Source organism: Cyanobium gracile PCC 6307, from assembly GCF_000316515.1.
GTDB lineage: Bacteria > Cyanobacteriota > Cyanobacteriia > PCC-6307 > Cyanobiaceae > Cyanobium > Cyanobium gracile.
Map to the genome: position 1 here is coordinate 1,766,179 of NC_019675.1, position 20,059 is coordinate 1,786,237.

Annotated in this window: 15 protein-coding genes and 1 tRNA gene; 12 read left to right on the forward strand and 4 right to left on the reverse strand. The window is 69.2% G+C overall.

The annotated features are described in order from the left end of the window. Positions 1-18 precede the first annotated feature (18 nt). The 6 genes from rplQ (at position 19) to prfA (ending at position 3,743) form a co-directional block, all read left to right on the forward strand. A complete protein-coding gene (gene rplQ, locus CYAGR_RS08650) occupies positions 19-369 on the forward strand; it encodes a 50S ribosomal protein L17 (RefSeq protein WP_015109423.1) in 351 nt (116 codons plus the stop codon). 10 nt (positions 370-379) lie between these two features. Beyond that, positions 380-1,225 (forward strand): tRNA pseudouridine(38-40) synthase TruA, encoded by an 846-nt coding sequence (gene truA, locus CYAGR_RS08655; RefSeq protein ID WP_015109424.1) that lies wholly within the window; start codon positions 380-382, stop codon positions 1,223-1,225. A gap of 146 nt (positions 1,226-1,371) precedes the next feature. Further along, positions 1,372-1,824 (forward strand): 50S ribosomal protein L13, encoded by a 453-nt coding sequence (gene rplM / locus CYAGR_RS08660; protein ID WP_015109425.1) that lies wholly within the window; start codon positions 1,372-1,374, stop codon positions 1,822-1,824. Continuing rightward, the gene (gene rpsI, locus CYAGR_RS08665; protein ID WP_015109426.1) at positions 1,821-2,228 is read left to right on the forward strand and encodes a 30S ribosomal protein S9; all 408 of its coding nucleotides are present in this window, start codon (positions 1,821-1,823) and stop codon (positions 2,226-2,228) included. The genes rplM and rpsI overlap by 4 nt, the downstream gene beginning before the upstream one ends. Positions 2,229-2,236: 8 nt before the next feature. Further along, the gene (gene rpmE, locus CYAGR_RS08670; RefSeq protein ID WP_015109427.1) at positions 2,237-2,533 is read left to right on the forward strand and encodes a 50S ribosomal protein L31; all 297 of its coding nucleotides are present in this window, start codon (positions 2,237-2,239) and stop codon (positions 2,531-2,533) included. Positions 2,534-2,627: 94 nt separating this feature from the next. Then, positions 2,628-3,743, forward strand: a complete 1,116-nt coding sequence (gene prfA, locus CYAGR_RS08675) for a peptide chain release factor 1 (protein ID WP_015109428.1) — start codon at positions 2,628-2,630, stop codon at positions 3,741-3,743. A 34-nt stretch (positions 3,744-3,777) separates the two neighbouring features. Here the strand turns inward: prfA and CYAGR_RS08680 are convergent, their stop codons facing one another. Further along, a complete protein-coding gene (locus CYAGR_RS08680; protein ID WP_015109429.1) occupies positions 3,778-4,278 on the reverse strand; it encodes an HNH endonuclease in 501 nt (166 codons plus the stop codon). A gap of 74 nt (positions 4,279-4,352) precedes the next feature. On the opposite strand from CYAGR_RS08680, the gene alr reads away from it, so the two are divergent. Beyond that, on the forward strand, positions 4,353-5,576 hold the full coding sequence (gene alr, locus CYAGR_RS08685; RefSeq protein WP_015109430.1) for an alanine racemase: 1,224 nt from the start codon (positions 4,353-4,355) through the stop codon (positions 5,574-5,576). Positions 5,577-5,594: 18 nt separating this feature from the next. Further along, positions 5,595-5,683, forward strand: a tRNA-Ser gene (locus tag CYAGR_RS08690). 245 nt (positions 5,684-5,928) lie between these two features. On the opposite strand, the gene CYAGR_RS08695 is transcribed toward CYAGR_RS08690, so the two are convergent. Continuing rightward, entirely contained in the window at positions 5,929-6,849 is a 921-nt protein-coding gene (locus CYAGR_RS08695; RefSeq protein WP_015109431.1) for a serine hydrolase, read from the reverse strand. 18 nt (positions 6,850-6,867) lie between these two features. Between CYAGR_RS08695 and CYAGR_RS08700 the strand changes: the two genes are divergently transcribed. From CYAGR_RS08700 to CYAGR_RS08715, 4 genes are all read left to right on the forward strand, one after another. Then, complete coding sequence (locus CYAGR_RS08700; protein WP_015109432.1) at positions 6,868-7,599, forward strand: C40 family peptidase; 732 nt, start codon at positions 6,868-6,870, stop codon at positions 7,597-7,599. A 55-nt stretch (positions 7,600-7,654) separates the two neighbouring features. Beyond that, the gene (locus CYAGR_RS08705) at positions 7,655-8,620 is read left to right on the forward strand and encodes a glycosyltransferase family 2 protein (protein WP_015109433.1); all 966 of its coding nucleotides are present in this window, start codon (positions 7,655-7,657) and stop codon (positions 8,618-8,620) included. Between the two features lie 110 nt (positions 8,621-8,730). Continuing rightward, positions 8,731-8,820: a photosystem I reaction center subunit VIII gene (gene psaI, locus CYAGR_RS08710; protein WP_254945554.1), complete on the forward strand. Its 90-nt coding sequence runs from the start codon at positions 8,731-8,733 to the stop codon at positions 8,818-8,820. An 84-nt stretch (positions 8,821-8,904) separates the two neighbouring features. Further along, complete coding sequence (locus tag CYAGR_RS08715) at positions 8,905-9,396, forward strand: photosystem I reaction center subunit XI (protein ID WP_015109435.1); 492 nt, start codon at positions 8,905-8,907, stop codon at positions 9,394-9,396. A 96-nt stretch (positions 9,397-9,492) separates the two neighbouring features. On the opposite strand, the gene CYAGR_RS16505 is transcribed toward CYAGR_RS08715, so the two are convergent. Together CYAGR_RS16505 and CYAGR_RS08725 are read right to left on the reverse strand one after the other, a co-directional pair. Next, positions 9,493-16,419 carry an ExeM/NucH family extracellular endonuclease gene (locus CYAGR_RS16505; RefSeq protein ID WP_015109436.1) on the reverse strand — a complete coding sequence of 2,309 codons (6,927 nt, stop codon included), beginning with the start codon at positions 16,417-16,419 and terminating at the stop codon, positions 9,493-9,495. A 108-nt stretch (positions 16,420-16,527) separates the two neighbouring features. Further along, positions 16,528-19,917 carry an alkaline phosphatase gene (locus CYAGR_RS08725; protein ID WP_015109437.1) on the reverse strand — a complete coding sequence of 1,130 codons (3,390 nt, stop codon included), beginning with the start codon at positions 19,915-19,917 and terminating at the stop codon, positions 16,528-16,530. Between the last annotated feature and the right edge of the window lie 142 nt (positions 19,918-20,059).

Genomic DNA, 20,059 nt, shown 5'->3' on the forward strand with positions numbered 1-20,059 from the left:
ACCCGCCCCGTCCCCACCATGCGACACCAGTGCCGAGTCCCCCTGCTGGGACGCCCCGCCGACCAACGCAAGGCCATGTTGCGTGGTCTCACCACCCAGCTCATCCGTGAAGGCCGCGTCACCACCACCAAGGCCCGGGCCAAGGCCCTGCGTGATGAAGCCGAGCGCATGATCACCCTGGCCAAAGACGGCACCCTCGCCGCCCGCCGCCGCGCCATCGGCTACATCTACGACAAGCAGCTGGTGCACGCCCTGTTCGACAAGGCCCAGGACCGCTACGGCGACCGCCAGGGTGGCTACACCCGCATCATCCGCACGGTGCGCCGCCGGGGCGACAACGCCGAGATGGCCATCATCGAGCTGGTCTGAGCGAGCTGGTCTGAAACGGATCGCCCTCTCGCTGCAGTACGACGGAGCCGCCTTCCATGGCTGGCAGCGGCAGGCCCATCACAGCAGCGTCCAGGAAACCCTGGAGGCCGCCATCGAGGCCCTCGACCCCCACCGTCCCGCGCGGGCGGTGGCTGCGGGTCGCACCGACACCGGCGTCCATGCCGCCGCCCAGGTGGTGCACTTCGATGCCATCGGCCCCATCCCCGTGACCCGCTGGGCCAAGGCCCTCAACGGCCGCCTGCCGCCCACGGTCCGGGTGCGGGCCGCCGCCGAGGTGACTGGCGACTGGCACGCCTGCTTCAGCGCCACCTACCGGCGCTATCGCTACACGATCCACAACGGCCGCGCCCCCAACCTCTTCCTGGCCCCCTGGAGCTGGCATCGCTACCAGTGGCGCCTGGATGAAGCCCTGATGGCCCGTTGCCTGGAGGCCCTCCTGGGCGAGCACGATTTCTCCGCCTTCCAGCGGGCCGGCAGCCGCCGCGCCCATGCCCGCACCACCCTCCAGGAGGTTCGCGTTGAGCGCTGCGGCGATCTGCTGGTCACCGAGGTGCAGGCCAGCGGCTTCCTCTACGGCATGGTGCGCCTGCTGATGGGCCAGCTGGTGGCGGTGGGGGAGGGTCGCCTGGCGGCCGAAGGGTTTCTGCACCGCTGGCGCAGCGGCGCCCGCCACGCCGTCAAGGAGGCCGCGCCGCCCCAGGGCCTCTGCCTGCTGCGGGTGGGCTACCCGGAGCCGGTCTTCCCTGAGGCCGCCTGGTATGATTGTCAACCGCGATTTCTGTTGGAATCGCGCGATCCTCCCGCCGATCCCTTCGGCGACGATCCGATCGGTTGAGTGCCCTGCAGGGAGCCCCGTCCGGCGGACCCAGGCAGTTGGCACCTCTCCGAATTCGCCGGATCCGGCGACACGGTAGGGTCGAATCTTCCTGTCCCGACCCATCCGGCTGCGATGGGCTCACCCCAAACCGGCCCGCCGGCGCGATGAACAAGACAACCCCACCCTCCATCGATTCGCTCGAGCGCCAGTGGTATCTGGTCGACGCAGCGGACCAGACCCTCGGCCGTCTCGCCAGTGAAGTGGCGCAGGTGCTGCGGGGCAAGAACAAGCCCACCTTCACGCCCCACCTCGACACCGGTGATTTCGTGGTGGTGATCAACGCCGACAAGGTGCGCGTCAGCGGCAACAAGGCCACCCAGAAGATCTACCGGCGCCACTCCGGCCGTCCCGGCGGCATGAAGACCGAAACCTTCGAGCACCTGCAGGCCCGCCTGCCGGAGCGGATCATCGAGAAGGCGATCAAGGGCATGCTTCCCCACAACGCCCTGGGCCGCCAGCTGTTCCGCAAGCTGAAGGTCTACAAGGGCGCCGAGCATCCCCACGCCGCCCAGCAGCCCCAGCCCCTCGCCCTCGATCCCGCCGCCGCCGCCCAATGACCAGCACCTCCAACCGCGTCGTCTACTGGGGCACCGGCCGTCGCAAGACCGCCGTCGCCCGTGTGCGGGTGGTGCCCGGCAGCGGCAGCGTCACCATCAACGGCCGCCCCGGCGACAACTACCTCAACTACAACCCCGTCTACCTGGCGGCGGTCAAGGCTCCCCTGCAGACCCTGGGTCTGGAAGCCCAGTACGACCTCCTGGTCAACGTGCGCGGTGGCGGCCTCACCGGCCAGGCCGATGCCATCAAGCAGGGTGCGGCCCGCGCCCTCTGCGATCTGTCCCCCGACAACCGCAAGCCCCTCAAGATCGAAGGCCACCTGAGCCGCGATCCCCGGGCCAAGGAGCGTCGCAAGTACGGCCTCAAGAAAGCCCGCAAGGCTCCCCAGTTCTCCAAGCGCTGATTCCCGTCATGCCGAAAGCCGACATCCATCCCACCTGGTATCCGGACGCCAAGGTGATTTGCAACGGAGAGGTGGTGATGACCACCGGCTCCACCCAGCCCGAGATCACGGTCGACGTGTGGAGCGGCAACCACCCCTTCTACACGGGCACCCAGAAGATCCTCGACACCGAGGGCCGGGTCGACCGCTTCATGCGCAAGTACGGCATGGGCAGCGCCGATTCCGCCTCCGGTGCCAAGAAGGCCGCCAAGGCCACCGAAGCCGCCGCCACCCCGGTGGAAGAACCGGCCGCCGCCGAGGCCTGAGGGTTCGCTCGGTTTCCCGGTCCGCGCGACGGTCCGGCTGTGTCTTGGCCGGGTGCCTGTCGCACCCGGCCCTTTTTGTTGCGGGTGCCGCCCCATGGATTCCGAGCTGCTCCAATCCCGGCTGGACACCGCCTGCCGCACCTTCCAGACCCTGGAGCGGCAACTGGCGGATCCGGCGGTGGCCTCCGATCCGGCCCGGCTCCAGGCCATCGCCCGGGAACGGGCGCGGCTGGAGCCCCTGGTCAACGACTACCAGCGGCTGCGCAAGCTGGAACAGGAACGGGAGGAGGCCCGCGCCCTGCTGCGGGCCCACCGCGACGACCCCGCCGCTGAGGAACTGGCGGCCCTGGCCAGCGAGGAGCTGGTGAGCCTCGAGGGCCTGATCGGCGCCCTCAACGACCGCCTCACCCTCAGCCTGCTGCCCTCGGATCCCCGCGACGAGCGCAGCGTGATGCTGGAGATCCGCGCCGGTGCCGGCGGCGATGAGGCCAGCCTCTGGGCAGGGGACCTGGCCCGCATGTACGAGCGCTACGCCCAGGGCCAGGGCTGGCAGGTGCAGCCGGTGAGCGCCTCGGAGGCCGATCTCGGCGGCTACAAGGAGCTGATCCTCGCCATCCGCGGCGACGGGGTGTACAGCCGCCTGAAGTTCGAGGCGGGCGTGCATCGCGTCCAGCGGGTGCCGGCCACCGAATCCCAGGGGCGGGTGCACACCTCCACCGCCACCGTGGCGGTGATGCCCGAAGCCGATCCGGTGGAGGTGCAGATCGACCCGGGGGATCTGGAGATCAGCACGGCCCGCTCCGGCGGGGCCGGGGGCCAGAACGTCAACAAGGTGGAGACGGCGGTCGACCTGCTGCACAAGCCCACGGGCATCCGGGTGTTCTGCACCCAGGAACGCTCCCAGCTGCAGAACCGGGAGCGGGCCATGGAGATCCTGCGGGCCAAGCTCTACGAGCGCCAGCTGGCGGAAGCGAACGCCGCCGAGCGTTCCGTGCGCCGCTCCCAGGTGGGCAGCGGCGACCGCAGCGAGAAGATCCGCACCTACAACGCCAAGGACAACCGGGTGACCGACCACCGTCTGGGGCGGAACTTCTCCCTCGAGCCCGTGCTGGCCGGCCAGATCGAGGACCTGATCGGGGCCTGCATCGCCGAGGAGCAGCGCCAGGGTCTGGAGGCCCTGGCCCTCGAGGCCACCGGGACCGGCGGCTGAGAGGGGAATGGGGGCGGCGATGACGCGGGGCGGATCAGGCGCCGATGACGTACTTGGCCCACTCCTGGTGCTGGCCGGAGCGGATGCGGCGGTTGGCCTCGAAGCTCAGGCTTCCCAGGGGCCGGCGGGGCTCCCGGGCCAGGGGCATGCCCGCCTCCCGCGGGGTGCGGTTGCCCTTGCGCACGTTGCAGGGCAGGCAGGCGGTGGTGACGTTCTCCCAGACATCGGTGCCGCCCCGGCTGCGGGGCACCACATGGTCAATGGAGAGCTGCTCACCGCTGTAGCCGCAGTACTGGCAGGCGTGGCCGTCGCGATGGAAGACGTTGCGGCGGGTAAGGGGGAGCGGCTTGTAGGGCACCCGCACGAACTGGCGCAGCCGGATCACCGTGGGCAGGAAATGGTCCGGGCGGATCGTCCGTTCGGGGTCGTGCTCGAGCCCCTCGGCCTTCCCCTTGAGCAGCATCACCATGGCGCGCCGCCACGTGGTGATGTTCAGCGGTTCGTAGGACGCATTCAGAACGAGTACGTGGCCCATTCCCGTCCGCTGGATAAGCGGCATGCTAACGGGATTCCCATGATTTCCATGGTCCACTCCCTGCGGCGGCGCCCATGACCATCTCTTCGCTCGCCAGCACCGGTGCGACGGAGGAGACCCAACCGTCGCGACAGCGGGCCTGGGTGGAGGTGAACACGGCGGCCATCCAGGCCAACGTGCGGGCCCTGCGCCGCCACATCGGCCCGGCCGCCCAACTGATGGCGGTGGTCAAGGCCGACGCCTACGGCCACGGCGCCCTGGCGGTGGCCCGCGCCTCCCTGGAGGCGGGGGCGGGCTGCTTCGGGGTCGCCACCCTGGCCGAAGGGGTGCAGCTGCGCCGCGCCGGCATCTCCGCTCCGGTGCTGGTGCTCGGCAACCTCACCCAGCCCGAGGAACTGCGCAGCTGCCTGCGCTGGCAGCTGATGCCGACCCTCAGCAGCATGCGGGAAGCCCTGCTCTGCCAGAACCTGGCCAGCGGCAGCGGCCGCCCCATGACCGTGCAGCTGAAGCTGGACACGGGCATGGCCCGCCTCGGCGCCGACTGGCAGGAGGGACCGCGGCTGGTGGCGGCCCTGCAGGGCATGGAAGCGATCGAGCTGGCGGGGGTCTACTCCCATCTGGCCTGCGCCGATGCCGCCCCCGGAGAGGACGACGGCCTCAACGCACTCCAGCAGCAGCGCTTCGAAACGGTCCTCACCAGCCTGGCCGAACAGGGCCTGGCGGCCGGTTGCCGTCACCTCGCCAATTCGGCGGCCACCCTGCGGGGGCACGGCCAGCACTACGACCTGGTCCGGGTGGGGCTGGCCCTCTACGGCCAACCGCCGGCGGCCCACCTGGCCGGCGTGGTGCCCCTGCGGCCGGCCCTGCAGATCCACGCCCGCGTCACCCTGCTGCGCCAGGTGGGGACGGGGGTCGGCGTCAGCTACGGCCACCGGTTCCGCACCAGCCGGCCCAGCCGGCTGGCGGTGGTGTCGATCGGCTACGCCGACGGCGTGCCCCGCCAGCTCTCCAACCGCATGGACGTCCTCTTCGGCGGCCGGCGCCTGCCCCAGGTGGGTGCCATCACCATGGACCAGCTGGTGATCGATGCCACCGACGCCCCCGGCATCGAGGTGGGCAGCATGGTCACCCTGCTGGGCGAGCAGGAGGGCGAGACGATCAGCCCCCTCGACTGGAGCGAGCGCTGCGGCACCATCCCCTGGGAGATCCTCTGCGGCTTCAAGCACCGCCTGCCCCGCCTGGCCGTGCCCCAGGATCCGGGGGCGCCCTTGCCGCCGGGGCCCGAGTCGGAGCCCTGATAAGCTCGCTGGGCTACTGGAGAGGTGGCTGAGTGGTTGAAAGCGGCTCCCTGCTAAGGAGTTACAGGAGGCAACTTCTGTCGAGGGTTCGAATCCCTCCCTCTCCGTTCCAGGCCCTGCCATGGGCCGACCCCAAGGCCCTTCCATGGGCCCGACCCACACGGCCTTCCCGGGCCCCCGTCGCCAGGTCAGCTCAGAGCCTGGCGACACCGCTCCAGCCGAGATGGGCCGCGAAGAGAACGCACAAGCCACCGTTGATCCGGCCCTGGTGGGCCAGCGTCCAGCGGCAGAGCTGCTCGAGGCGGGCCCGCCCCCAGGCCGGATCGGCGCCCGCGGCGGGGCGTCGGCAGGGTCAGGCGGCCAGCAGGGCGGCCGCGATGGCCGGCAGCAGGGTCTCGTCGGCGGCCCGGACCCGTCCCTCACTGAAGACCACCAGCAGCATCGGCGCCCCTCCCTCCACCTCCACATAGGCGGCGTCATGGCGCGCCTGGCTCATCCAGCCGGCCTTACTCCACAGCCGGGCCCCCTCGGGCAGGCCGGCCCCGAGGAAGCCATCCACCTGGTTCTCGGGATCGGCAGCCCGGGCCTGGGGATCGAGGGAGCGGCGCAGCAGCGCCGTCATGCGGCGACAGGCCGGCGGGGAGACCGCCGCACCGGCCATCACGGCGTGCAGCAGGCGGGCCGTGAAGTCGGTGCTGAGGCGGTTGCGGTTCTCCAGCTGGGCGCCGTAGTAGTCGCGCTCACGGCCGTAGGGCCCCTCCGCCCAGGTCTTCTGGCAGGCGTTCACCCCCGCCACCTCGCTCCAGCCGAGGCGGGCCAGCCAGCCATTGACCAGCTGGCGCTGGCGGCACCAGGCTGCCTGGCGCTCCGGCGGCAGGGACGGACCGCTGGTGGTGCCGCTGAGCAGATCCACCACGAGGCTGGTGGCATCGTTGCCCGAATCGCGGACCATGTCGGCCAGGGCGCGACGCAGCTCCGGGCCCTCCTCGATCAGCTGGCGCTGCAGCCAGGCTTCGGCCGCCACCAGATACACCAGCTTCACGACGCTGGCGGGATAGCGGAGCGTCGGGCCGGCCCAGGAGGCGCCGCTCACCCCCCGGCCCCAGAACTCCTCCTGACCCAGGCCCTCGGCCGCCCCCACCAGGGAGTCGCCGTAGCGGAGCCAGGTGACGGAGAGCTGCTCCCCCAGTCCAGGGCGCCCCTCCGCCTCCAGTCGGCCGATCAGCTGGCGGAGGGCCTCGCCCATGGCCGGATCCGGGCTGTAGAACGCCATCAGCGGCGGCACCTTGCGATGGCGACCTTAGGCACCCTGCCGGCGCCGGGCCGTATCTGGACCGTGACCCGGCCGCTGCCGGCCTACAGCCGGCCGCAGGGGCCAGGTCTGGCCACCGAAATCCACGCGGGCCGGCACCTGAGGGTGCTGGCCCCATCCGCCACCGGCCCCGAGACCCGCCGGCGGGTGCGACTGCTGGAGGACGGCTACCCCTGCTGGGTGGACGCGGCGGCCCTGGAGCGCCACGGGCAGCCCGTACCGTCGCCGCCGCCGCTGCCCCGCCTCGATCGCGACCGGATCACCACCCGCCTGGAGGCGGTGCTGGCCTTCGCCGAGGCCGCCCGTCACCGCCCCAACCGCTACCTCTGGGGGGGCACCCTGGGGCCCGACTTCGACTGCTCCGGGCTGGTGCAGACCGCCTTTGCCCAGGCCGGCATCTGGCTGCCCCGGGATGCCTACCTGCAGGAGCGCTTCTGCCGCCCTGTGGCCGTGGCCAGCGGTGTCACCAGCCTGCTGCTGCCGGGGGACCTGCTGTTCTTCGGCACCCCGCAGCGCTGCACCCACGTGGCCCTGCACCTGGGCGGCGGCCGCTACCTGCACAGCTCCGGGCGCCAGCACGGCCGTGACGGCATCGGCATCGACGACCTGAACCCCCGCAACCGGGATCCGGTGGCCTGCCACTACCGGGCCGAACTGCGGGGCGCGGGGCGGGTGATGCACAGCCACGACGGCAGCCCCCTGCCTCCCTGAACACAGGGTCCCGGGGCCCGGGGCAGGTACCGTGCAGCCTGAACTGCAAGGGGCCATGGCGGAGTCCGCCAGCCTGTCGGTGGTGGTGCCCCTGTACAACGAGGAGGCCAGCGTGCCCCTGCTCGTGGAGCAGCTGCTGGCGGCCCTGAGGCCCCTCGGGCGGCCGTTCGAACTGGTGCTGGTGGACGACGGTTCCAGGGACGGCACCCAGGCGGTGCTGCGGGATCTGGCCGGCCGGGTGCCCGAGCTGGTGGCCGTGCTGCTGCGGCGCAACTACGGGCAGACGGCCGCCATGGCCGCCGGCTTCGACGCCAGCGGCGGCAGGGTGATCGTCACCCTCGATGGGGACCTCCAGAACGATCCCGCCGACATCCCGCTGCTGCTGACCCGGCTGGAGCAGGACGACCTGGACCTGGTGAGCGGCTGGCGCCAGCAGCGCCAGGACGGGGCCCTCGACCGACTGTTGCCGTCCCTTGTGGCCAACCGCCTGATCGCCCGGGTGACCGGGGTGCGGCTGCACGACTACGGCTGCTCCCTGAAGGCCTACCGCCGGGAGGTGGTCTGCGACATGAACCTCTACGGGGAACTGCACAGGTTCCTGCCGGCTCTGGCCTTCATCGAAGGGGCCCGGATCGGTGAGGTGCGGGTGTCCCACCAAGCCCGTCGCTACGGCCGCAGCAACTACGGGATCGACCGCACCTTCCGAGTGTTGATGGACCTGCTGACGGTGTGGTTCATGAAGCGGTTCCTGACCCGGCCGATGCACGTCTTCGGCTTCGCCGGCCTCCTGGCCCTGGTGGTGGGCCTCGCCATCGCCGCCTGGCTGGTGGGGGAGAAACTGCTGCTGGGGGCCGACATCGGCAACCGCCCCCTGCTGCTGATGGCGGTACTGGCGATCCTCAGCGGTGTGCAGCTGTTCAGTTTCGGGCTGCTGGCGGAACTGCAGATGCGCACGTATCACGAAAGCCAGGGCCGGCCGATCTACCGGGTACGCGCCACCGTGCGGGGGGGGCCTGGCTGAACTTTTATGTCGCCCCCCACGTGGCCGAGAAGCCTGACAGGGCAAGGTCCCTACAGTACCGGCGGTTCCTATTGGCCCAAGCCATGACTGGTGAATTTGCCGTTGCCTGGATGCCGTCCGTGATGGTTCCCCTGGTGGGAATCCTTGGCGCGGCGGTGGCCATGGCCCTGCTGTTCAACGTGATCGAGGCGACCGACTGACGACCGGCCCCGGCCTCCGCGTCCTTCGCCTCCCCTCGGTCGACCGCCGACCCCCGATCCGCCGACCCTCCCGATCCACATCCCATGACCGTGACCCCCGTGGCCGACCCGACCGTCGGCAATCTGGCCACCCCCGTCAACAGCAGCTACTTCACCAAGGCCTTCCTGAACGCCCTGCCGGCCTACCGCCCCTCCCTCTCGCCCAACCGTCGCGGTCTTGAGGTGGGCATGGCCCACGGCTATCTCCTCTACGGCCCCTTCGCCTACACCGGCCCCCTGCGCGCCACCGAGTTCGCCAGTACCGCCGGCCTGCTCGCCACCATCGGCCTGGTGTCGATCCTCACCATCTGCCTCTCGATCTACGGAACGGCTGGCAGCGGCCCCAACGTCCAGCCCCCCGACGCCACCATCGACAACCCTCCCGCCGACCTGTTCACCAAGGCCGGCTGGGCGGAATTCGCCAGCGGTTTCTGGCTGGGTGGCTGCGGTGGCGCCGCCTTCGCCTGGTTCCTGTGCAGCACTGCCATCCAATCGCCCCTGGCCAGCATCGCCGGTGGCGTCTGGAGCGTCGGCTGATCCCACCCAGCTCACCGGACCGATTGCCAACCCCTGCCTTGGCAGGGGTTTTTTATTGTCCATCCGTCTCAAGCGGCGGGGGCCGCTGATCCGGCTTCAGACGATCTGACTGAAGTTGAAGCCGATCACGTGGTCGTCGAAGTCGAGGTCACCACCACCAAATTGGTCTTCCAGGCCGAAGAGATTGGTGCCCAGGGTGCGGAAGTGGCCCAGGCCATCGGCATTGGCGCTGGCATAGGCAAAGAAGGTGTGTTCCTTCACCTGGGCGAAGGGCGCCAGGAAGGAGGATTCCGAGATGGTGACCGCCGTGATGCTGGATTGGTCATCGCCGACCCGGAAGCCCTGCAGTTCCGTGACGAGGTTGTCGGCGCGCAGGGCGGCCTCGCGGTAGCCGGCCTGTCCAGGACGGACCAGGTTGCCGGCGGCGTCGCGCACGGTGCCCTGGGCATCGAGGGCGCGGTAGAAGCCGGTGATGGCGTCGAAATCGGCTTCCCGGCTGAGCACCACGGTGCCCTGGACCGCCTGCGCGGCGGAGAAGGCGGTGAAGTCCAGCACCGGGGCCAGGCCCTGCTCCTGTCCGATCAGCGCATCGAGTCCCTGGTCGGTGTCGAGCAGATCGAGGGCGAGGGTCGCACCGCTGGGGGAGGCGAAACCGACCGAACGATCGGAGCCGGCAGGGGCGCCGGGGGTGAGGAAGCGCAGGCGCGCGTCGCCGGCACTGGTGAGGTCCGCCAGGCTGGCGTCGATCACCTCAAAGAAGCGCACCGACTGGCCGTTGACCAGCAGGATCTCGCGATCGAACCTGGTGTCCGCCGCCAGGGTGACGTCGCTGCTCTCCAGGGTGGAGAAGAGGGTCTGGGCGCGGGAGCGGATGGCCGCCAGATCGGCCAGGAGCGCATCGGCGCCGGCCAGCTCACTGGCCTCTAGCACCACATAGCCGATCTGGTTGGAGCTGGCGGGCCGGCCGGAGAGGCTGGCCCGCAGCACCAGGCTGGCGGCGGCGCCGCTTCTGGACGGATCCGCCACCGTGAGGGTGAGGGGGTCGAGGCGACGGAAGACGGGCTGGAGATCCACCGTCCCGACCGTCACCGACTGCAGGATCTCGCCATCGGCCGCCGGCCCCTGATCACCGGGGCCGCCGTCGGCCAGGGAGAGGTGCAGGAACTCCGCGGACCCATCGGCGTCGAGGTCATAGAACCGGGCACCGCCTCCCTGGCGCGGGTCGTAGGTCAGCGGTGTGGTCACGCCGGTGTCCGGGTCGCTGGAGACGGCGACCCAGCGGCTGGAGGGGGTGTCGGCGAAGGGGGCCCCGACGGTCAGGGCCGCGAGCCCGAAGCTGACCGTCGCCCGGTCCAGCCCCGGGTCCAGATCGATGCCGAAATCAACGGAACTGTCGCCGAGGCCAACAACAGGGGCCGGGGTCGGAACCACCTGGAAGGGCCGATCGGCCTGGAAGGTCCCGCCGGTGATGGTCACGGGAATGGCTGTCGCATCCCCTCCCGGCGTGATCACCACCACCACCGGCTTGCCCGGCTCGGAAGGAGGGACCGCAGCGATCGTCAGCGACGGCGTGAAGGGCGTGATCGCCGTTCCATCGAAGAACCCCAGCCGCAGGGTGAGGCTGGCCAGGTCGGCGGGGCCGAAACCGGCGGGGGCCGTGAGGCTGAGGGTCGTGCGGTCGGCCCGGATCCAGTCGGGGCCTTCCAGGACGACGAGTTGCAGGTGGTCCCCATCGGGATCGAGGCCGAAGGCACCGAGGTTCTGGAGCACCTGGACGCCTGGAATCAGGGTGAGACCAGGCCCACCGGATGGCATGGCCAGGTCCGGGGCGGCATTGGCCTGGATCCCGGCCGCGGCCAGGGCCTGCTTGATCTGCTCCCAGGTGCCCTGGAGCTGCTGGCCATCAATGAAGGCCGTGTCCCTGCCCACTTCGAAGTCACTGATCCGCAGGGGCGGGGCCGTCGCCACGGCAGCGGAGCTGTCGATCAGGAACTGATCGGCCTCACGGTCCGCCAGGGCGGTGGCGGGCGCCAGCCCGGGGGTGCGGGCGGGGTCGATCAGGCCGCCGCCGATGACGACATCCCTGGCCTGGCCCAGGAAGAACTGGTCGGCACCGCCGCCGCCCACCAGCACGTTGCCGCCCAGGCTTTCGCTGTTGAAGAACTGGTCGCTGCCGCCCCGGCCCTCGATGCGGGAGCCCACACCGGCGTAGACCGTGTCCGGCGCCTCGGAACCGATCACCGTCACGTTGGCGAGCTGGATGCCCCGCTCGGGAACGGCCCCGTAGGCAGCCGGATCCAGGAGGGTGAGGTTGCCGCCATTGTCCACCGCGGCGCCGAAGACCAGGTCGAGTTCCTTCCAGCCGGGTTGCCACTGGATCGGGCCACCCTGCTCAGGAGCCACCGTCAGGCTGAAATCGGCCGAACCGGTCACCGTCTCGATGGCCCAGGCGGGCTGGTCGGTGACGGGATCGAGGCCCGAGAGCAGGTGGAACGCGCCGTCCACGCGATCGGTGCTGACGGTGAGATCGAGGAAGCCGCGTCGATTGACATCGGCGTAGCTCAAGCCACCGATGTAACCCATGAACAGGCCGTCCAGGCCATCGACAGCGGGGTAATTCGCCCGGATGTAGGCATCGGCGCCCGGCAGATACTTCTCCAGGCCCGGCGAGGTGACCCCAGGGGTGGCGAACTCCAGGCCGGCCAGGCTGCCGGCGGGGCCGGTGCCCGTCGTCATCGTGTCCAGGACACCGGCCCAGGCGTTGTGGGTGTCGCCGGCCAGGCTGATCAGCCGCTTGCCCAGGGCCAGGGCGCTCTGCAGGATCGTTTCCCGCTCCACCCCATAGCCATCCCAGGCATCGAGGTTGTAGGGGATCTTGCCGGCCTCGGCGAACAGGGCTTTCTCTGCCGCCGTCAGCTGATCGAACGGGGTCCCGGTGGCGAGTTTCTGTAACGGGGCGGCGTACTTGTCGAGCAGGGCGGGATTGCCGGCATCCAGCAGCAGTTCCGCCGGCACCGCCATCGACTGCATCAGCACGGATTGGCCCAGCACCTGCCAGGCGGCGGAAGAGCCGGCCATCCGTTGCTGCAGCCAGGCCATCTGGCTGTCGCCGAGGAGATCGCGACCGGGATCGCCCCAGGCCTGCTGGACGGTGGCCAGCACCAGTTCCCGGGTGACCAGGGGCGCCAAGGCGGCGGCAAAGCCCGGGATCGCGGCGGGGGAGGCCGGCGGGGTGAGCCCCAGCTGGCTGGCATAGGCCCCCACCTGGGCCGGGTCGGCGAGGATGGCGCCGATGCGGGCCTGCACCGCGGCGGCATCGGGGTACTCCAGCTGCTCATCGCGGGCGGTGAGGCGGGTTTCGAGGATGTGCAGCGCCAGCACGTCGCCGAAATCGAACGAGCGGTACCCCTGGGTGAGGGGGGTGAGGGCGGTGGCGCCGTCGCCGCTCTGGCGCAGGCCGGGTTCCCGGATCGGCAGCCACTCGTGGTAGGCCTTGAGAGCCGCGTCCCGCCGGCTGATCCAGTCGCCCTCCGTGGCGCTCTGGTGGTTCTCGGCGCCGCCGGCCCAGCTGTCGTTGGCGGTCTCGTGGTCGTCCCAGATGGCGATCAGCGGCGCCGCGGCCCGCAGCGCCTGGAGATTGACATCGGTGTGGTACTGGGCATAGCGGAGCCGGTAGTCGTCGAGGCTGACGATCTCGCGCTCGGGCAGGAAGCCGCGGCTGCCGGCGGCGTCCTCCGCCTCATCGAAGCCCCCGGGGCCGTACTCGTAGATGTAGTCGCCCACATGCACCAGGGCGTCGTAGGGGTTCACCGCATGGACGGCGGCGGCCCTGCCGTAGGCGAGGAATTCCTCGGCGGCGGTGAAGTTGGCGCAGGAGAAGACGGCCAGCCGCACCGGGCCGCTGCCCACCGGCAGGGTCTTGGTCTGCCCCACCATCGACTGCGCCGCACCGGCGCGGAAGCGGTAGTGATACACGGTGTCGGCGCTGAGGCCGTCGGCCTCCACCTTCACGGTCCAGTCGCGGGCGACGCTGGTGGTGAACACACCGCGATCGACGATCGAACCGGCCTCGAAACCGGCGCTGGTTGACACCTCCCACTGCACGTCCACCAGACCGGCGAAACCGGCGGGCGGTGTCACCCGGGTCCAGAGGATCACCGAATCGGCGTAGGGGTCGCCGGAGGCGACCCCGTGGGAGAAGGCGAGTCCGGCGGGCAGGGCACGGCCCAGATCCAGGTCCAGCAGCAGGGGGTCGTGGTCGGAGGTGCGGTACGGATCGGGCGCGAAGAAGTCGCGGGACGCCGCATTGCCGTTGCTGTTGGTGTCGAGGTTGTAGTCGCGGAAGGCGCCCTCGGCGGCGTTGATGCTCCAGTCCGTCGCTGCCACCGCCTGGCGCACCAGGGAGGGGGAGATCAGCATGTGATCCAGCGCCCCGCTCATGTCGACCGGGTTGAAGAAGGCGTAGCTCGAGGGGGGCTCGGCCGTGAAGGTGGGCAGGGCGTTGCGGAAGCCGGCCGCTTCCAGCACCCGGATCGGGTCCTCCTTGGCGTAGGCATTGATGTCGCCCAGCACCACCCAGTCACTGTCACCGTTGCCGGTGGGGTCGGTGCCGATCCAGCGCACCAGTTCACTGGCGGCGGCGGTACGGGTGGCATTGAAGGCCGACTGGCCATCCCGCTGATCCAGATCCAGGCCGGCAGCACCGCCACTGCCCTTCGACTTGAGGTGGTTGACGGCCACGTTCAGCACCTCACCGCTGGCCAGCTCCCGGAAACCCTGGGCCAGGGCCGGCCGGTTAAGCGGGCTGCCGGTGCTGAGAGGGTCAGTGAAACTGGCGGTGTCCAGCACCCGGGCCGGGCCGGTGGGGGCCACCGTCCGGCTGTCATAGATCAGGCCCACCTTGATGGCGTCGCTGCCGATCAGGCCGGTGGGCACGAAGCTGTACAGGCGCCCCGAGCCACCGGGCTGGGCCGCGTTCAGCCGCGCCACGATCGCAGCCAGGGTGGCGTCGTCGGCGTCGTTCTCCAGCTCCATCAGGCCGATCACATCGGCCTGCAGACCCACCAGGGCGGCGGTGAGCTTGATGAGCTGGCGCTCCAGCTCCTCGGCCGTGTTGGCCCCGCGGGGGGCCAGACCGGTGTCCGTGAGGGCGCCGCCGGCGTTGAGGGTGGTGAAGGTGTTGAGCACGTTGAAGCTGGCCAGGCGCAGCTGGCCCGCCCCGGCCGGCGCCGGTGCCGGCGGGCGTGGGTTGCCGCTCGTGAAGCTGAGCGGTGCCGTGGGCTGCAGCCGGTATTTGCCGAAGTCAAATCCGAGCACGCCCTCCACGTCGGTGATGGTGTCGCCGCGGCGCAGCAGCTGGTCCCGCACCGGCGCTGCCGGGGTGGCCGCAGCCGCGGGCCGGTAGGCGCTGTTGCTGCCGTCGTCGAGCACCAGCTCGCGGCGGGCTGTGGCCTGCTCGGCGGCAAAGGCCGCCGGCCCCGGCTCCATCACGTTGGTGGGCTGGAGCGGCAGTCCCCCAGCGCTGAGCTCCACCTCACCGAAGCGGAACTGGCCGAACAGACCGTTGACGCTGAGGGTTTCCGGGAAGCGCACCCACATGCCCTCGTAGGGCTCCAGATCGAGGGAGCTGCTGCGCTGGGCCAGCAGGTCGGGAATGTCGACCCGTTGGGTGTCGCCCAGGCGGCCCTGCCCTTCCACCGTCAGGGCGCTGACGGCCGTGATCAGCGTCTGGCCGAAGCGCTCGGCCACCGTGCCGGTGAGCAACACCCGGTCACCGATGACCACATCGGCGTTCGTGCCCCCCAGGGGGTAGGCCACATACAGCCCCTCGGAGGTGAGGGCGCTGGTGTCCCAGTCGGCGGTCTCCTCCTGCAGAAAGAAGCCGCCCAGCTCAGCAGAGACCTGGAAGTCGGCCACCACCACGGCCCGCAAGGTCACGCTCTGAGCCACCAAGGGGCTGCTGCTGCCGCTGCCCTGCACCGCCGAGATCAGGCTGATGCGGTCGTTGTCGGCGATGGTGATGGTGGCGCTGCCCGCCCCGTCGGCAACCGTGTGGCCGGCCGGTGCGGCCAGCTCGATGCGCAGGGTCTCGGTGCCTTCATCGAGGGCGTCATCGAGCACTCCGATCGCCAGATCAACGCTGGCCGCACCGGCCGGGATCAGCACCGAGGCCGGGAGGGGGCTGGTGAGGTCGCCGGCCTCGGCCAGCCCGGCGCCCGCGGCCAGGCTGATCGGCACCGCCAGGGCCGCCAGCGTCGAGCCGGTGCGGCTGATGCGCAGGCTGGCCCCATCGCCGGATTCGCTCGCCACCGCGTCGATGGCCTGGATCGAGACCTCGGGCAACACCGCTGCCTGGGACAACGAAAGGGTGAGATCGTCGATGGCCAGACCGTGGTCGTTGCCGGCATCGTTGGTCTCCGCCCAGCGCAGCCAAAGGGTGGCGTCAGCCGCCCAGGGGCTGGCAGAGAGATCGAGGCTGCCGCCCACCGCACTCACCCGGCCGGCGCCGTTGCCTTCGACGGCGCCGGCCGTGCTCCCGGTCACCGGTGAGCTCCAGTTGAAGCTGCCGCCCGGCGTGATCCAGGTGCTCACCTGATCAAAGCTGGCCCCGAAGCCCCACTGCAGCTCCATGGTCTGGGCGTTGGTGTTCCCCCCCTGGCGCCACTGCTCGCCGTTGAAGGAGAGGTCCAGGCTGCCGATGGCGGACCCGCTGGCGTTGGACAGGGCCAGGGCGAACCACCCGGCCACCGACCCGCTGGCAGGCGAACCAAAAAAACTCCCGCCGGAACCCAGTCCCCCCAGGGCCCGGTCGCTGCTGCCGCTCGACCCGTAGCTCACGAAAGCGCCGGAGTTGCTGGTGCCGCTGTCGGCGTTGTAGGTGGAAAGGGCGACCGGAGCTGACGCCGGCTGGCGGAAGAGGTGCCAGCCCGGCAGCGTCACATCGTTGGACCAGGCGTTTGCTGAACCGGAGACCGCCAGCGCGTCGAAGGTCTGGCTGTAGAGGCCTGTGAAAAGCGCTGGCATGGTCCGGAGGGATGGAGAACGAAAGGGAGCGAGGAAGGCGCCGGGACTTGCCCTTGGCGCCGGAGCAGGCCGCGTCCCCTTTCCAGGGACGCGACCTGCCGGTGGCACTTAGACCAGGGCGAAGTTGCTCTGGTTGTTGAGAACGGAGGCGCTGATGTTCGTGAAGTGACCCACGGCCACCCCCGACACACTCAGCAGCGTGTCGGCGCCCACCTGGGAGAAGCCCAGGTCGACGAAGGCCACCCCGCGCAGACCCACCAGGTCCTGGCCGGCGGTGAAGTCCATGACGAACTGCTTGGCCGCGGGGCGGTCCCCCGGCTCGCTCACCAGCCAGAACTGGTCGGCACCGTCACCACCATTGAGGTGGTTGGTACCGGCCCCACCAAGGATGGTGAAGATGTCGTTGCCAGCGCCGCCGAGGGCCCGGTTGCCCGTGCTGCCGATGATGAATGCATCGTCGCCGGCCATGCCGCTGAGGCGGTTCTGCCCGCCGTCGATCGCCCAGATCTGGTCGCTGCCGCTGCCGCCGGTGATCACATCACGGCTGCCGGCATACACCACGTCGGCACCGGATCCGGTGAAGATCGTGTTGTCGAAGCCGCCCGTGATCGCCACATCGACTTCGTCGTTGCCGGCGCCGGTGAACACCGTGCTCACCCGGCCGTCGAATCCGGGAACCGTGGACTGGCCCGGCAGGGTGGAGTCGTTGCCCTCGGTTCCCACCAGAACCTCACCGCGCTGGGCCAGCACCATCGGATCGATGCCGAACAGGGTCGTGTACATCAGGCCATAGATGCCCGTGTTGTCGACCGTGGAGGTCAGCCGATCGGCATTCATGCCGTAGGTCTTGGTGACGATGCTGCCGGGGAAGTCCGGCGTCCCGGCCCAGGCGATGCCGAAGTTGCCCATGGGGCCATCCACGCTGTTCACCGACCCGAAGGCGGTCCAGGGCTGACCCGGGGTTGCTGTGCTGCCCTCCGGCCCATCGAGAAAGACCCTGGATGTGTTGGTGGTGGTGCGGTTCACATTGATGAACGGCACCTCGGGCTGCGTATCGGCGAGGTTGGGGTTGGAGGCATCGAAATTGCCCGCCGGCCTGGTGTAAGGCGCGAACTGGAACACCTGCATACCGCCGGCGTCGCTGTCGGCCGCGGTGATGACCAGGGTGTTGGGATCCTTCTGATCGACATAGTTCATGGCCACGCCGATGGCCGCATCCGCACGTCGGGTTGCCTCGATCGTTCCGATGGCATTGTTGTTGTTGGCGAAGTTATCCGTTCCTTCCTCTTCAACCACGACGAAGAAACCGTCGTCGCTCTTGCCAACAATCTCCAGGGTGGCCGCCAGCATCTCGGCGACCGTGGGAGCCGTGGACACATACAAAGGCAGGGGAGCGTCCGTGTTCAGGCCAAGGCTCTCCTCGCGGCGATCGTCAAAGGTGTGGTTGGCGGCGAAGATGCCGAGCAGCTTCGTCGCCGGCGTTGCCGTCCGGGCCGCCTCGAGCAGTTGGTCCTTGGTGTAAACCACCTGGTAACCGAGAGACTTGGCCAGTTCGATCAGGTTCTGGGTCGGGCGGTCTTCCGCATCCGAGAACCGGGCGTCGATCTCGGCGGTGACGTGGAAGCCGAGCGTCCCTTTCGGCAGCAAATAGACCTCTCCACCGGCCAGGATCACCTGGGTTCCCGAGCGGATCACCTGCTCAGCGATCTCGGCGGTCTTGTCCCGGGCACGAATGGTGTTGCCATCCCGGTTGGTGGTGGCGGCAGCAAACGCTGCCGTGCCGGGCTCGCCGATGTGGCCGGACTGGATCAGGGCCGTGGCCTTCCCCGATTCAATGGCCTCTTCGAGGATCGTGTAGCCCAGCTTCCCGGACGCCGAGCGAATGGGCGTGTTGTCCTCCTCAAGGCCGAAGGATTCATTGAAGACCTTTGTTCCTGTGGCATGGGTGACGGCGCCGGCATTGGAGGTGCCGGTCAGCTGGTTCTCCATATGGCCGAGATACACACCGGCCTTGGTCATCTTGTCCCAGTTCAGGCGACCATCCGGGCCCTGGTCGATGTTCCGCAGGGCCATGAAGCTCGAAGGCGTCGAGCCATCGGGATGGATAAAGATCACATTGCCCGTCGGCTGATTCGAGCGAGGAGCCGTCTTGATCTGATCCGGGAGGCGAGAGGCGATCTCTGTATCAAACAGAGTCTCGTACATCAATTCGTAGATCTTTGTGTTGTCCAGAGTGGCGGGCAACCGCTCGGCATTGAGGCCGTGGGCCTTGGAGACGATCGAGCCACTGAAATCCGGCAAGCCCGCCCAGGCAATGCTCAGCCTGAATCGGTCACCGTTTTGATCAGGAGCCGACAGGAACGGCAGGCTGTTGACGCCGGTGACGCCATCGGTCGGCAGATTGCGACCCGACGTGCCATCGATCGGATTGTTTGAGATGGAACCCACGGGCCGATCCGAGGCCAGCGGGTCTCGAACCTGCAGGCCGCCGGCATCGCTGTCTGCCGCTGTGATCACCAGCGTGTTGGGATGGCGCTCTACAAAATCGAGGGCGACACCGATGGCCGCATCCGCCCTCCGCAGGGCCTCAAGGGTGCCGGCCGCGTTGTTGTTGTTGCCGAAGTTATCCGTGCCTTCTTCTTCCACGATCGTGATCGACCCCTTGTCAAAGCTGGGGTGGGCCTCCATGAGGCGTTGGGCCGCCGTCAGCATCTCGGCGATCGCCGGCGCCGTGGGGGAATAGAAAGGCAGATCCGCGGCGGCGAGCTGCTCTTCGGCTCGGTCGTTGAACGTATGGATGGGAGCGAAGACGCCGAGAACCTTTTCCGGCAGAACGGCGCCGTTGATGAGGCTGTCGAGCTGATCCTTGGTATAGACGACGGTGTAGCCAAGGCTCTGGGCCAGCTCGATCAGGTTCTGGCTCGGCCGTACGCTGGAACTGGTACTCAGGGCGTCGTACTGAGCCGCCGTGCCATGGAATCCGGCCACACCGACCGGCAGCAGATTGAGCTCACCGCCACCGAAGATGAAGTTGACACCTGACTCGATAACCTGCTTGGCAATTTCAGCAGCTTGCGCTCTTGGAACGACGCGCGATCCATTGGGATTGACGATTTCTTCGGTCTTGGCGACGAAGGCGGCCGTTCCCGGCTCGAAGATGGCTCCGGACTGCACCAGCGCCGTCACCTTGCCGGCCTGAATGGCCGCCTCCACGATCGTGTTGTTGCTGCCGTCCAGCGAAGTGATGGGGAGGTTGCCTTGCTCAAAGCCGAAGGATTCGGCATAGACCTTGGCACCGGTCGCATGGGTGACCGCGCCGCCATTGGAGGTGCCACCCAGCTGGTCCTCCATGTGCCCGAGATAGACACCAGCGGCCTCCATCCTGTCCCAGTTAAGCCGGCCATCGGGACCATGGTCGATGAAGCGGGCAAATCCGAAGTGTGACGGACTAGCACCATCCGGATGGATGAAGATGACGTGATTTCCAGAGGTCGTCATGGCGAGCAAGGAGAAAGGAAAGTGATGCTGCGAACCCGTCCTTGGGAATAAGGAAGAGGCGGGAGTCTGCCGGACTTCTGTATTTTCAAATCGCCGGATCAGCCCTGGAGTGATGCTGCTGACACCGGCTCTGTAGCCTGGA

Coding starts and splice junctions, on each gene's coding strand:
- CYAGR_RS16505 (WP_015109436.1), bottom strand. CDS start 16,419: ATGCCAGCGCTTTTCACAGGCCTCTACAGCCAGACCTTCGACGCGCTG.
- rpmE (WP_015109427.1), top strand. CDS start 2,237: ATGCCGAAAGCCGACATCCATCCCACCTGGTATCCGGACGCCAAGGTG.
- CYAGR_RS08715 (WP_015109435.1), top strand. CDS start 8,905: ATGACCGTGACCCCCGTGGCCGACCCGACCGTCGGCAATCTGGCCACC.
- prfA (WP_015109428.1), top strand. CDS start 2,628: ATGGATTCCGAGCTGCTCCAATCCCGGCTGGACACCGCCTGCCGCACC.
- rplM (WP_015109425.1), top strand. CDS start 1,372: ATGAACAAGACAACCCCACCCTCCATCGATTCGCTCGAGCGCCAGTGG.
- psaI (WP_254945554.1), top strand. CDS start 8,731: ATGCCGTCCGTGATGGTTCCCCTGGTGGGAATCCTTGGCGCGGCGGTG.
- rpsI (WP_015109426.1), top strand. CDS start 1,821: ATGACCAGCACCTCCAACCGCGTCGTCTACTGGGGCACCGGCCGTCGC.
- rplQ (WP_015109423.1), top strand. CDS start 19: ATGCGACACCAGTGCCGAGTCCCCCTGCTGGGACGCCCCGCCGACCAA.
- alr (WP_015109430.1), top strand. CDS start 4,353: ATGACCATCTCTTCGCTCGCCAGCACCGGTGCGACGGAGGAGACCCAA.
- CYAGR_RS08680 (WP_015109429.1), bottom strand. CDS start 4,278: ATGGGCCACGTACTCGTTCTGAATGCGTCCTACGAACCGCTGAACATC.
- CYAGR_RS08700 (WP_015109432.1), top strand. CDS start 6,868: ATGGCGACCTTAGGCACCCTGCCGGCGCCGGGCCGTATCTGGACCGTG.
- CYAGR_RS08695 (WP_015109431.1), bottom strand. CDS start 6,849: ATGGCGTTCTACAGCCCGGATCCGGCCATGGGCGAGGCCCTCCGCCAG.
- CYAGR_RS08725 (WP_015109437.1), bottom strand. CDS start 19,917: ATGACGACCTCTGGAAATCACGTCATCTTCATCCATCCGGATGGTGCT.
- CYAGR_RS08705 (WP_015109433.1), top strand. CDS start 7,655: ATGGCGGAGTCCGCCAGCCTGTCGGTGGTGGTGCCCCTGTACAACGAG.